12 protein-coding genes are annotated in these 14,135 nt (G+C 32.9%); all 12 read left to right on the plus strand.

Annotation, left to right across the window (positions count from 1 at the left end; translation table 11 throughout):
• The 12 genes from DQN38_RS01920 to nifJ all read left to right on the plus strand — a co-directional run bounded on the left by DQN38_RS01920 (position 1) and on the right by nifJ (position 14,025).
• Positions 1-219 carry a DUF4006 family protein gene (locus tag DQN38_RS01920; RefSeq protein ID WP_002848559.1) on the plus strand — a complete coding sequence of 73 codons (219 nt, stop codon included), beginning with the start codon at positions 1-3 and terminating at the stop codon, positions 217-219.
• A gap of 2 nt (positions 220-221) precedes the next feature.
• On the plus strand, positions 222-323 hold the full coding sequence (locus DQN38_RS09035) for a hypothetical protein (RefSeq protein ID WP_002848561.1): 102 nt from the start codon (positions 222-224) through the stop codon (positions 321-323).
• Entirely contained in the window at positions 320-919 is a 600-nt protein-coding gene (locus tag DQN38_RS09190) for a hypothetical protein (protein ID WP_029662426.1), read from the plus strand. The genes DQN38_RS09035 and DQN38_RS09190 overlap by 4 nt, the downstream gene beginning before the upstream one ends.
• Positions 920-922: 3 nt before the next feature.
• Positions 923-1,456, plus strand: coding sequence for a FixH family protein (locus DQN38_RS01930; protein ID WP_038452866.1), 534 nt, complete (start codon positions 923-925; stop codon positions 1,454-1,456).
• Positions 1,437-3,797, plus strand: coding sequence for a PD-(D/E)XK nuclease family protein (locus tag DQN38_RS01935; protein ID WP_065844106.1), 2,361 nt, complete (start codon positions 1,437-1,439; stop codon positions 3,795-3,797). The genes DQN38_RS01930 and DQN38_RS01935 overlap by 20 nt, the downstream gene beginning before the upstream one ends.
• Positions 3,794-6,559: a RecB-like helicase gene (locus tag DQN38_RS01940; RefSeq protein ID WP_065844107.1), complete on the plus strand. Its 2,766-nt coding sequence runs from the start codon at positions 3,794-3,796 to the stop codon at positions 6,557-6,559. Before DQN38_RS01935 ends, DQN38_RS01940 begins: the two co-directional genes overlap by 4 nt.
• Before the next feature lie 78 nt (positions 6,560-6,637).
• Complete coding sequence (gene rplM / locus DQN38_RS01945; RefSeq protein ID WP_002848567.1) at positions 6,638-7,063, plus strand: 50S ribosomal protein L13; 426 nt, start codon at positions 6,638-6,640, stop codon at positions 7,061-7,063.
• Positions 7,064-7,065: 2 nt separating this feature from the next.
• Positions 7,066-7,455 (plus strand): 30S ribosomal protein S9, encoded by a 390-nt coding sequence (gene rpsI / locus DQN38_RS01950; protein WP_002848569.1) that lies wholly within the window; start codon positions 7,066-7,068, stop codon positions 7,453-7,455.
• A gap of 299 nt (positions 7,456-7,754) precedes the next feature.
• The gene (locus tag DQN38_RS01955) at positions 7,755-8,792 is read left to right on the plus strand and encodes an OmpA family protein (protein ID WP_011731796.1); all 1,038 of its coding nucleotides are present in this window, start codon (positions 7,755-7,757) and stop codon (positions 8,790-8,792) included.
• A gap of 5 nt (positions 8,793-8,797) precedes the next feature.
• Entirely contained in the window at positions 8,798-9,622 is an 825-nt protein-coding gene (locus DQN38_RS01960) for a mechanosensitive ion channel family protein (RefSeq protein ID WP_038452872.1), read from the plus strand.
• A gap of 8 nt (positions 9,623-9,630) precedes the next feature.
• A complete protein-coding gene (locus DQN38_RS01965; RefSeq protein WP_065844129.1) occupies positions 9,631-10,281 on the plus strand; it encodes an HAD family hydrolase in 651 nt (216 codons plus the stop codon).
• A 189-nt stretch (positions 10,282-10,470) separates the two neighbouring features.
• The gene (nifJ, locus tag DQN38_RS01970; protein ID WP_011731797.1) at positions 10,471-14,025 is read left to right on the plus strand and encodes a pyruvate:ferredoxin (flavodoxin) oxidoreductase; all 3,555 of its coding nucleotides are present in this window, start codon (positions 10,471-10,473) and stop codon (positions 14,023-14,025) included.
• Positions 14,026-14,135 lie beyond the last annotated feature (110 nt).

Here is a 14,135-nt window from a genome sequence, read left to right on the forward strand (position 1 = left end):
ATGGAAAATACAAATAGATCCGTTTTTGGAATAAGCGGAGTATCTGGAATGCTGATCGCTACTGTGCTTTTGCTAACTATTTTAGTGGTTTTAACATATCTTGGTATTTTATCACAACAAAATGTTATGCAAAAACCGTATAAGTTAGTCGATCCTGCATCTGTACAGATGAAAAGCAGTACTAAGCAAGCCTCAGAAGTAATGGTTATAAAGGAGTAAAAATGTCAAATGTATTAGAATCATTGATAGTTGTTGGTCTTATAATCACAGCGGCTATAACTGCTTGGTCGGTTTTAACTCCAAATAGCCTATTTTTAGGATGAAGTTAATAACTTTGTTAAAGAGCGGTTTTTTAGCCGCTCTTTGTAGCTTTGGTCTTAATGCTGCTACCATAGATAATGCTGGAGTTTTAAGCGAGCCTATAAAATCTAAACTAAATGAGATGGGCGCAGAGTTAAAAGAGACAACAGGTGTCACTTTGGATTTGATTACTTTTTCAAATTTGAACGCTGCAAGTATCGATGAAGCTATTAAGCCTTTTAAAAGTAATTTAAAGCCTCCATATGTTATTCTTGTATTAGTTCCTAAAGAAGCCGGAGCTACAACTGGCAAAGTAGATATCTACACTTCAAACGATGCCAATTCGCTTTTTGATAAAGAAGCTGTTCTTAGTCCTTATCCAGAAAGTGGATCTATCCTTCCGATACTAGTTTCAAATAAAGGCAAAGATATATACAACGCAGCTATGTTAAATGGCTACGCCGATATAGCAGATAGGATAGCAGACTCCAAAGGTGTAGTTTTAAAAAGCTCCATTGGAAACTCAAATAGAAACACTATTAATATCTTTAGATATTTAATTTATGGTTCGATTATACTTGTCATAGTCGTATTTGCAATAAGAAAAATAAAAAGGTAATTTATGCAAAATAGAAAAACTTTTTGGCCATATGGGATTTTGCTATCTATATTTGCTATAGTATGTGCTTGTATTTATACTGTCTATTATTCACTGGATTATCCGGTTCATTTGGATAATTTCTATTTTGATAAATACCAAAATGTAGAAAACGGATACAACGAGATCCAGATCAAGCAGGCTAAATTTGATCAAGATTTTAAATTTAATCAAAATGCTACTATTTATATAGACGGACTTCTAAATCAAAATGAACCTCAAAAACTAAGGCGTAACAAAATAGTTCCGGTAGTAGATAAAAATAAAAATGTTGAGCTAGTTTTTGATACAAATGCTACAAATTTAAAAGCCGAACTTCTGCTTTCTAGACCAGATACTAATCAATTTAATAAGAGTTTAAATTTTAAGTTAGAAGATAATAAATTTAGAATTAGTGATCTAAATTTAACTATGCCAGGCAGATGGCAAGTTATGATGAAACTAGCTGCGAATGACGATAGTGTAGGATTTTTTAAATTTGAATTATACGCCAAATAGGATTTTAAACGTCCTTAGCTCATCAAGAAATGTTCGTGAGTTTTACATTATAAATTCACGCTCAAACTCTTTAGTCTCCAAAGCTATAACTATCGCTCGGTTTGAACAACAAATTGTTATAGTTCCAAATTTAAAAAAAGCTAGTCAAATAGATAGACTTTTAATAATGCAAAAGGCTGCAAAAAGCGTACAAAATATCTCCAGCGTGATAAATGTAGGATCGCAGTTTTTTGCATTTTTAAAAAATAGCGATTATTTATTTTCCTTTTTTAAAGAGTTAAAAAGGGAATTTGTGAGCATAAAAGATCTTGTTAGGAGCGATACGTATGCGAATTATGATGAGCATCTAAGCATACTTGAGGAGCTTTTAAAACTTTATCTTATTATGCTTAAAGAAGCCGGATTTTACGATGATATCTCTCTTCCTGACGAGTATCAAATAAATTATGATTTTATAAAGAATTACGATGAGATCAAAATAAAACTAGACGGTATATTTTCAAAATTAGACTGGTATATACTTTGCGAGATTTCAAAATACGTAAGTGTTATTATAGAGTTTAGTTCAAGTAAATTTAATCAAAAAACTATCGAAAGCATAAGCGAAATTTGTGAAACTAGTTTTGAGATCGGCTTTGATTATGTTTTAAATTTGAGCCGAAAAACAGTTATTTCTAAGGTGAAAATAGAAAAAAATACAGACATAAAGCTAAAAAGTTTTTCTATAAGAAGTTTGCAGTGTGCTTATGTTTTTGACGAGATTTCTAATTTTGTACGCTGCGGAATAGATCCAAAAAAGATAGCCGTGGTTTTACCAGATGAGAGTTTTTATGAGATTTTAAAAAATGCAGATGAGCGTAATATGCTAAATTACGCTATGGGAAAAAGTTTTACGACTGAGCCGGTATTTGTTCTTTTAAATACGCTAAAATCTGCCTTGGATCAAGATTTAGTTTATGAATACGATGAAAGTTATCTATCAAAAAATAGTAGTCTTGATAGCTTGATTTCGGCTTTAAATTATTTTAAATTTGATACGGATCTTTATTCAAATTTGAATAAAATATATAATCAAAGTTGTGATTTTGATAGGTTTAATTCCGCTATTTCTAGTATTATTTCTAAATTTACATTGAGTATTGAAGTAAAAACTATTTTGTTAAATGAAGCGTTTTTAATAGGCGTGCTTTTACAAAATACATCTCTTAGATTTGGAAATTTATTTGAGATATTTTTGATGAATTTAAAAGAAGCAAAATTAAGTATTGTAGGTGGCGCAGAAGTCACTGTAATGGGTGTTTTAGAAAGTAGAAGCGGAAATTATGATGGGGTAATTATTATAGATTTTAATGATGATATTGTTCCAAAACGTAGCCAAAAGGAGATGTTTTTAAGCTCATCTGTGAGAAAAAAAGCGGGACTCATCAGCCATCAAGATAGAGAAAATTTACAGAGATTTTATTATGAAAGCCTCATAAATCGTGCAAAAAAAGTAAGCATATCATATCTTAGCGACGAAGAGTCTATATTGTCGCGTTTTGCTAGGGATTTTTCTTTTAGAATCGATGAAAAATATACTCAAAATGCGTATCTAAACTCACTTAAATCAGGCGGAATAAAGCTTAGTTTAGAAAAAAAAGATATCTATTTAAGACATGATTTTTTCGCTACGGAGTTATCATTTAGCCGCCTTAATACTTATCTTGCTTGTAAAAGAAAGTATTATTACCGTTATATTTTGGGCATTAAGGAATATCGTGGATTTGATAAAGATATTTCAAGTCATTTAGGAAGTACAATTCACTCTGCTTTGCAAGAATATTTTTCTAAATTTAAAACTAAATTCGTGAAAAAAGAGTTTTTAGAGTTATTTAAAAAGTATGAAAATACAATAGATACGCTAGATAGTGAAATTTTCAAAGCCGGATTAGCGAAATTTGAAGAGAGTCAAAATACTCATTTTAACTCCGGATTTAGCGTTTTTGAGTGTGAGAAAGAGCTTAAAAACGAGTTTTGCGGTGTTAAGATCACCGGTAAAATAGACAGAATAGATAAAAGTGCAGATACTTTTATGCTTATAGATTATAAAAGCGGAACAGTGCCTAAAAAATCTTTTCAACTATCATTTTATGAAGCTTTATTCGGACACAATAGTATATCATTTTACTATGATATAAAAAATGAGTATAAATTTATACCAAATGATACTAATACGGATGAGCTAGCACAGTGTATAAACGGTCTTAAAGATGAGTTCAAAAATGAAGTTTGTTTTGATAGAAATGAAAAAGCGTGCCAATACTGTGCGTATTTTGTTTTTTGCAAAAAGGAACTAAAATGAGTTTTTCGCGTTATTTGGCTTTAGAGGCTAGCGCAGGAAGTGGAAAAACATTTGCTTTGTCCGTTAGATTTATAGCTCTTATTTTGCAAGGCAACGATATAGCAAAAATTCTTGCTCTAACATTTACAAAAAAAGCGGCAAATGAGATGAAAAGTCGTATTATAGATGCTTTTTGCAATTTGCACGAAAGTAGTAAAAAAAACGAATTAAACGAACTTGAAAAGATTTTAGAGCTTAGTGCTGTAGATATTTTGAGTTTAAGAGATAAATATATGGGCAATTTTTTAAAAAATGAACTTAAAATTTCTACGTTTGATTCGTTTTTTACGATGATTTTACGGCAGTTTAGTTTAAATCTCGGTATCATGCCAGATTTCAAAGCGGGAACTAGTTTAAATGGTTTAACAAGGTCTGAATTTATAAAAAATTTAAAACAAAATCATCTTTTAGAAAGCTTTGCATTTTACATAAAAGAGACAAATAGCAATAAAAATAGAGTATTCGAAACGCTAGAGCTTCTGTATGAAAACATTAGTTTGCCTAGTTTTGGTGAGAATTCAAAGATTCCTGATGAATCTTATGTTTTTGCTAAATTTAGTGAGTTAAAAAATTTAGCTTTAGAGATTTCATCGGATAAAAATTTCTTGAAAAATTTTGAAGCTAACACCGTTTCTCAGATCGCCGGTAAACCGCTTATTAAAGAGTTTGATTCAAAAAAATATTTTGAAAAAGCCGCTTTAAATGCAAAATTTATGATGATTAGGGATGAGCTTATTTCAAATTTAAAAAAATATTATTTGGAGTATGAGCAGTTTAAAATCAATGAGCTTTTGAAGTTTATTTATCTATATAAATATAGTAGATTTGAAGCGATAAAAAAAGAAAATGCGCTTGATTTTATAGATGTTACAAGGCTGGTTTACGAGTTATTAGGCAATATAGATAGTGATATGCTATATTTTAGACTTGATGATAGAATAAAACATATACTTATAGATGAATTCCAAGATACAAATATAATTCAGTATGATATACTTTTACCCCTTATTGAAGAGACTCTTAGCGGAAGTGGGCAAAATGATATAGGAAGCTTTTTTTATGTCGGAGATATTAAACAGAGTATTTATAGGTTTAGAGGAGGCAGGAAAGAGCTATTTTCTAGACTAAGAAACAGCTATAAACAAATAGAGACTTTAAGTCTTGAGAGTAACTATAGAAGCGCTAAAAATATAGTAAATTTTGTAAATCAAACATTTAGTAATAAAATAAAAGATTATAAAACTCAATTATCGTGCTTAGAAAATGAAGGTTACGTCGAAGTTTGTGAGTTTGTTAGCGATGAGTTTTATGATACTCTTTTTCAAAAGATAGAATTTTTTGTCAAAAACGGTGTTAGATATGACGATATAGCTATACTTTGCTGGAAAAATAGCGATATCATAAATATCAAAGATAAGTTAGAAAAGTCCGGCGTACCGGTGGCTACTGGAGGCTCAAATTTACTTATAAACTCAGCTAATGTTAGAGTCGTTTTGGATTTTATTAAATACTGTTTATTCGGTGATGAGATATATATTTATAGTGTTCACGAGTTTATAGGGGAGAAAAAATCCAAGCTGAGCTTAAATGCCACAGCAGAGCTTGCTAGTACGCTTAAATTTGTAGCAAGTTATCTGAATTTAGAGTGTTTTGATAAGAATTTACTTAAACTTTATGAGATTAGCTTGGGATATGCGGATATATTTGATTTTATATTTAATATACAAAACGATCAAACTCCAAGTGCCGACACTAGCCATTGCGGTATTACTTTGCTTACTGTGCATAAGAGTAAAGGGCTTGAGTTCGATCACGTTATAGTAGCCGATAGACTTAGTAGAGCCGGCTCAAACATAGACGTATTTATAACCGAATACAATAATTCAGAGCAAAAATGGGATATAAAGCTAAATGATAGTGCACTCCAAAATCTCGGAGATAGCGAGTTTATAAATTTAAAACAGAAGTGCAAAGATCTTGATTATGAAGAGGATATCAACAAACTTTATGTAGCGTTAACAAGAGCTAAAAATAGTTTGATTGTTATGTCGAAGTTGGATTCAAACGGCTTAAAACCGTCATATTTTAAAGCATTTACCAGCTCCAAAGAGCAAATTTGTTACCTTGATCTAAAGCCATTTAGCGTCGGCAAGATCGAGCCTAGTAAAACAAGTATGAGTTTTTATGGAGGACTTGAGCGCCTAGAAGAGTTTGAAACTATAAAAAAACAAGCTGTTAGCGATAAACAAAATGATGAATATGAGCTGAATTTAGAATCTATATACTTTGGAGAAGCGCTGCATTACTGTCTTGAAATGATTTTTGATTTTGAAGAAGAAAATTTAAAAAACGCAAAAACAGCTCTGATAAATCAATTTGGAGCCATTTTATCCAAAAATAGCATAGAAGATATTATAAATAGGGTTCTAAATTTGATAAATAGCGTTGAGTTTAAAAATATAATAAAAGATAAAAATATTTTAAAAGAGCAAGATATCGCATTTAACCAAGTTATCAAAAGACTTGATCTGCTTTGCATAGGAGATGATGAAATAGTAGTAATGGACTATAAAAGTTCAAAGAAATTCATAACTCAAAATGAAGATCAAGTTAGAGAATATATGAGCATCTTATCTCAAATTTATCCTCAAAAAAGAGTTGTCGGGAAAATTATTTATCTTCTAAACGATAAAGTAGAGTTTTTAAATGTAGATTTAATCTAAAATTATTCTTAAATTCAGTAAAATTTAAGTAAATCTTGATATAATTCCAACTCTAATTAAAGAATAAAAGGCAAGATTATGACAAATATAACTAAGCCAAGCGAAGTTAAACGCGATTGGATCGTTCTTGATGCTGCTGGAAAGAGATTTGGTAGATTACTAACAGAAGCTGCAACTTACCTCCGTGGCAAACATAAACCGGGATTTACGCCAAACGTTGATTGCGGTGATTATGTGATTATCATCAATGCAAGTAAAGCCGAGTTCACGGGTGCAAACAAAGCTGAAGCTAAATTGTATCACAGACATTCGGGCTATTTCGGCAGTGTTAAAAGTGAAAAATTCGGTGATTTATTAGTAAATAAACCAGAAAAACTTTATAAATTAGCGGTTCGCGGTATGCTTCCAAAGACAAAACTCGGAAAAGAAATGCTTAAAAAACTTAAAGTTTATGCGGGCAATGAACACCCACATACTGCACAAATAGCTAAAGAAGGAAAATAACAATGGCAACAACATACGCAACAGGTAAAAGAAAAACAGCAGTTGCTAAAGTTTGGGTAAAACCAGGTAGTGGCAAAATCATAATAAATGGTATGGATCTAAATACTTGGCTTGGCGGACACGAAGCTATTAAGCTAAAAGTTGTTCAACCTCTTCTTGTTACTAAACAAGAGACGTCTATAGATATTACTGCTACAACTATTGGCGGAGGTTACTCTGCTCAAGCAGAAGCTTTAAGACACGGAATTTCAAGAGCTTTAGCTGCTATTGATGCTGATTTTAGAGCCGCACTTAAACCACAAGGTCTTCTTACTAGAGATAGTCGTGTTGTTGAGCGTAAAAAATGCGGACGTAGAAAAGCAAGACGTAGTCCACAATTCTCAAAAAGATAATTTTTATTTCGCAATATTCTCAAATTTGGAAGCTTTTTTGGCTTCCAAACCATCTTTTCAAATTTATTCATATATTTAGCAATAGTTTATAATAAATTATAATTAAGTTAAAAAGAACTAAGTATAATTCTTTTGTCCAACAGATAAAACCTCCTTTTTGTAATAATTTATAGAGTCGCTTGTCTGGCGGCTCTACTCCCGCTTATATTTCAAATAATTTTTTAAATTTTTAAAAATAAAATCTATTTTTTATGAAATTCGTGCTAAAATATCAAAAAAATTTTAAGAAGGAAATGAAAATGAAAAAGATTGCTTTAGCTATATGTGTCGCGTCAGCTCTTTTTGGTGCCAACGCTTATAACTATGAATTTACTCCAGTTGTTGGGTATGCTCATCCAGAAGGTACTCAGGGCATAGACGATCAAAATTTTGTAGGTCTTAGAATCGCAAGAAACCTTGATGAGTTTTTACTAAGTCAAATTGAGCTTGGTTTTGATTATGCAAAAAATGTTAGTTTTGAGCATAAAAATGGTGTGCCCGTAGGCTTTGAAACTGATGTTACAAGATATTATTTAAATTTAGTAAAAGATTTTGCTATTACCGATACTATCTCTGTTTATGGACTAATTGGTGTTGGTTATCAAGATTTTACTAGAGAAGCCAATGATGTAGAAGATGGTGGATTTGCTCAAGCTGGTTTGGGCCTAAAATACAAAATTACAGATAATTTTGCTTTAAAAGCAGAGGCCAGAGATGCACTTGATTGGAATAATGGATCAAATACGTTTTTATACACTTTAGGTTTTGCAGTTGGATTTGGCGAGTCTAGATCGGCAGCTCCGGCTCCTGTTTTGGTAGAAGAGCAACCAGCTCCAGCGCCTACTAAAATAGTTCCTGCCATAGGTGATGAAGACGGCGATGGCGTTTTAGATAACGTAGATAGATGTCCTGGAACTCCAAAAGGAGTTGTTGTAGATGAATATGGATGTGAGAAAGTGATCCGTTTAAGTTTAAAAGCAAATTTTGCATTCGATAGTGCAAAAGTTACTCCTGAATATGAAGCAAAAATTAAAGAAGTTGCAGATGTTATGGTAGCAAATCCAGAATATAGAGTGATTTTAGAAGGTCACACAGATAGCACTGGACCTGAAGATTATAATAAAAAACTATCTGTCAAAAGAGCAGATGCAGTAGCGGCAACTTTAGAAAAAATGGGTGTTAGTAAAAATAAAATTACAACAGTTGGATTTGGCGAAGAACAACCTATAGCGTCAAACGCTACAAAAGAAGGACGTGCTGAAAATCGCCGCGTTGAAGCTAAATTTAGAAATAAATAGTTTCTATGGATTTTATACAAAACATTGACTATATGAGCGTACTTGCACTTAGTAGTAAGTACGCTATTAAATTTATAGTATCCATTCTTATCTTTTTTATCGGCAAGTGGATCATATCCAAACTTGCCATTGTTCTTGAAAAAATAATCAGACGAACAAAAATAGACCCTATGCTTGGTAATTTTGTAATAAATAGTGCTAGAACTATGTTGTTTATATTTGTTATCTTAGCGGCTCTTTCAAATTTAGGCATAGAAACTACGTCTTTTGTGGCTGTTTTGGGTGCTGTGGGTTTGGCTATAGGTATGGCGTTTAAAGATACATTTGGAAATGTAGGAGCAGGAGTTCTTATTATCTTTTTTAAGCCGTTCAAATTAGGCGACAACATCGAAATAGGCGGTTCGGTTGGAGTTGCTAGTGATCTAAATTTATTTAGCACATGCCTTAGAACCGGAGATAATAAAATAATAATTATCCCAAACTCGCAAGTTATATCTTCGCGCATTATAAATTATTCTTTGAGTCCTACTAGGAGAGTTGATCTTGTTTTTGGGATAGATTATAAAGACGATTTAAAGTTGGCAAGAGATATTATTTTAGATATAGCAGAAAAGAAAGATACTATTTTAAAAGATCCGGCACCATTTGTCGGCGTACTTAGTTTAGGCGATAATAGTGTAAATTTAACTGCAAAGTTTTGGACAAACAATGAGAATTACTGGAGCGTTTATCATCAGATGTTAGAAGAAGTTAAGCTTGCATTTGATGAAAATGGCATTTCTATACCTTTTCCTCAGGTTGTTACGCATCACGTTTATGAAAAACAATAGGATATAATTTGCCAAAAACCACTATATTGTTTGATTTAGACGGTACTTTGATAGACTCTACAAGTTCTATTTTAAATGGATTCCACTCTGCGTTTTCTAAATTTGGATTTGCTCAGCCAAATGATGAGCAAATTTGCTCTTTAATTGGTCATCCTCTTGATTATATGTTTTGCTCTCTCGGAGTTCCAAATAGCCTTGTTTTGAATTTTGCAGATACCTATAAAGAAGCATATAGAAAAACGTATTTAGAGCAAACAAAGCTTTTAGACGGTGCTAAAGAAGCCGTAGAATTAGCTAGCAATATAGCTGATATCGGCGTTGTAACTACTAAAACTTCAAAATACTCTATTTGTTTATTAGAGCATCTTGGTATAGGAAAATACTTTCAAACAGTAGTAGGCAAAGATGATGTTATAAATCCAAAACCTCATCCAGAACCTATATTAAAAGCTCTTTCAAATTTAAATAAATCAAATCAAAATGCTTATATGATAGGAGATACTTCTATGGACGCTATGGCAGCTAAAGGCGCAAATATAATTAGTATAGGAGTTAGCTGCGGATACGAGAAGATCGATAATTTATTTAAAATTTGTGATTGGGTAGAAAAAAATCCAAAAGAAGTGGTCGAGCGCGTAAATATCATTTCAAATTTATAATATTATTTAAAGCCATTTTTATATTAATTTTTATTTCAGTATTTTTATATATAATTACAATAACTCTAACGATAAATAAGTAAGAATTAAATTTAAAAAGCAATTTAAATTGTAATAGGAGCCAAACTTTAAGTTATATATATGTAGAATTATAAAATCAAGTTACACGATTGAAAGGAAGGTAACCTAATGGATAAAGTTATGAAGACAATGGACGGTAATGAGGCTGCTGCATACGCGGCTTATGCTTTCACTGAAGTAGCAGGTATTTATCCTATAACGCCTAGTTCCCCTATGGCTGATTATACTGATATTTGGGCTTCTCAAGGTAAAAAAAATATTTTTGGTATGCCTGTTAAAGTTGTGGAGATGCAAAGTGAAGCAGGAGCTGCTGGAACTGTGCATGGAAGCTTGCAAGTCGGTGCCCTTACTACTACTTATACTGCTGCTCAAGGTTTATTATTAAAAATTCCAAATATGTATAAAATAGCAGGACAGATGCTTCCGGGCGTTATTCATGTGGCTGCACGTTCTATAGCTGCTCAGGCTCTTTCTATATTTGGCGATCATCAAGATGTTTATGCCTGTAGACAAACAGGTTTTGCCATGCTTGCAACAGGTTCGGTTCAAGAGGTGATGGATCTAGCAGGAGTTGCCCACTTGGCTGCTATTAAAGGTCGCGTACCGTTTTTACATTTCTTTGATGGATTTAGAACAAGCCATGAAATTCAGAAAGTTGAAGTTATTGATTACTCTGTTTTTGATAAGTTAGTAGATAAAGAAGCTATTCAAAAATTTCGCGACGAAAGTATGAATCCAGAGAGTCCAAAAACAAGAGGAACTGCTCAAAATGATGATATATACTTTCAGACAAGAGAGTTGGTAAATAAATTTTATGATGATCTTCCAGATGTGGTAGCTCACTATATGGATGAAATTTCAAAAGAGACAAAACGAGAGTATAAACCATTTGTATATTATGGAGATAAAAAGCCTGATCGTGTTGTTATAGCTATGGGTTCGGTTACGCAAACTTTAGAAGAAGTTGTTGATTATTTAAGAAGCAAAGGCGAGAAAGTAGGTATAGTAAAAGTACATCTATATAGACCTTTTAGTTTGAAATATTTCTTTGATGTGATTCCAAAATCTGTTAAAAAAATAGCTGTTTTAGATAGAACAAAAGAGCCAGGAAGTCTTGGAGAGCCGCTATATCTTGATATAAAAGCAGCGTATTATGGAAGTAAAAAATCCCCAACTATAGTCGGAGGTAGATATGGACTTAGCTCAAAAGACGTAGATCCTGCTCAGATGGTGGCAGTATTTGAAAATTTAAAACAAGATGAGCCAAAAAACAACTTCACAGTAGGTATAAATGATGATGTAACAAATTTATCTTTAGAAGTTGGAGATAAAATATCACTTAGCGACGATGACTGTATAGAGTGCTTATTTTATGGACTTGGCGCAGATGGAACTGTCGGAGCAAATAAAAACTCAATCAAAATTATAGGCGATAAAACCGATCTTTATGCACAAGCTTACTTTGCATATGATAGTAAAAAATCAGGCGGCTATACAAGAAGTCACTTAAGATTCGGTAAAAAACCTATCCGCTCAACTTATCTAGTATCAAATCCTCATTTTGTAGCGTGCTCCGTTGCTGCATATCTTGATATTTATGATGTTGTAGATGGATTAAGAGATGGAGGAACGTTTTTACTTAACTCAATCTGGGATGCCGATGAAACAGTAAAAAGAATTCCAAATAAAGTAAAACGTTTATTAGCTCAGAAAAAAGCAAATTTCTATATACTTAATGCTACAAAATTGGCTTATGATATAGGTCTTGGTAATCGTACAAATACAATTATGCAATCGGCGTTTTTTAAACTTGCAAATATTATCGACTTTAAAGATGCTCAAAACTATATGAAAGAGTATGCTAAAAAAACATATGCTAAAAAAGGCGATAAGATAGTTGAGATGAACTATGCAGCCATAGATCAAGGCGCTGATAAATTAGTTGAAATTAAAGTAGATCCAAAATGGGCAAAATTAAAAGATGAAGTTATAAGTGAAAATAAATATATAGGTGACGATTTTATAGAAAAAGTAGTAAAACCTATGAACGCAGCACGCGGAGACGATCTTCCTGTTTCGGTATTTTTGGGTTATGAAGACGGTGGATTCGAAGCTGGTACGACAGAATATGAAAAGCGCGGCGTAGGTGTTATGGTTCCAAAATGGATAGAGGAAAATTGTATCCAGTGTAATCAATGCGCTTTTGTGTGTCCTCACGCAGTTATTAGACCTTTTCTTATAGATGAAAAAGAGCTAAGCGCTGCTCCTAAAGGTGTAAAATCTCATGTTTTAGATGCAAAAGGGAAAGAGATAAAAGAGTTCAAGTATAAAATTCAAGTAAGTCCTCTTGATTGTACAGGTTGCGAACTTTGTGCTCAAAACTGCCCTAGCAAAGAGAAATCTCTTGTTATGGTTCCACTTGGTGAAGAGATGGATAAAGGTGAGCAAGAAAATGCCGATTATCTATTTAAAAATGTAAAATATAAAGATGACTTGATGAGTAAAGACAGCGTGAAAGGAGCTACATTTGCTCAGCCGTTGTTTGAATTTCACGGTGCATGCCCTGGATGTGGAGAGACTCCTTATATAACTTTGGTCACAAGATTATTCGGAGAGCATATGATGGTAGCAAACGCTACTGGATGCAGCTCGATTTACGGAGGTTCTGCACCATCTATGCCTTATCGTAAGTCAAATAAAAACGGTCATGGCGTAGCTTGGGCAAATTCGCTTTTTGAAGATAATGCTGAGTTCGGTATGGGCATGGAAGTAGCAACTGAAACTATACGCCACCGCATAGAAAATATTATGCGAGATACCATGGATAAAGTGCCAAATGCACTTGCAGCTCTTTATAAAGATTGGATTGAGTTTAAAGGAGATATCACAAAAACAGCTCAAATAAGAGATATGTTAGTGCCGCTTCTTGAAGCGAATAAAAAAGTTGATGGAGTAAAAGATCTTCTTAGCTTGAAAAAATATATATCTCGCAAATCTCAATGGATAATAGGCGGCGATGGTTGGGCTTATGATATAGGATATGGCGGACTTGATCATGTTTTAGCAAGCGGTGAGAATGTCAATGTTTTAGTTCTTGATACTGAAGTTTATTCAAACACTGGAGGACAAAGCTCAAAATCTAGCCGTAGTGGTTCTGTCGCACAATTTACATCTAGCGGTAAAGCGGTTCAAAAGAAAGATTTAGGACAAATCGCTATGACATACGGAAATATTTTCGTAGCACAAATCAATTCAAACGCAAGTCAAGCAAATGTAGTAAAAGCTATAGCTGCGGCAGAAGCTTATAATGGGCCAAGCCTTGTTATAGCGTATTCCCCTTGTATAGCTCACGGTATTAAAGGCGGCTTATCTTTATCTGGAGATCAAGCAGAACTTGCTACAAAATGCGGTTATTGGCCTACATTTATCTATGATCCGCGTTTAGTAAAAGAAGGAAAAAATCCTCTTAAGATCACGTCTAAAGAACCAGAGTGGGATAGATATGAAGAGTTTTTACTAAATGAAGTTCGCTATAATTCGCTTAAAAAGCTAAATCCAGAACATGCAGCTGAATTATTTAGTCAAAATAAAGCAGATTCGCAAAGAAGATATCGTCAGTTAAGACGTCTTGCAAATGCTGATTTCAGCGATGAATTAGCATAATATTTAGTAGCTTCCTTATCTTGGAAGCTACTCCTTTCAAATTTAAAAAAATCCAAATTTTACCGATATACAAAATGCTTAAGTTAAACTAATCTATGAAAAGAGATAAA

Origin of the sequence: Campylobacter fetus subsp. fetus, assembly GCF_900475935.1 — a bacterium.
In the GTDB taxonomy this organism is placed as follows: Bacteria; Campylobacterota; Campylobacteria; order Campylobacterales; family Campylobacteraceae; genus Campylobacter; species Campylobacter fetus.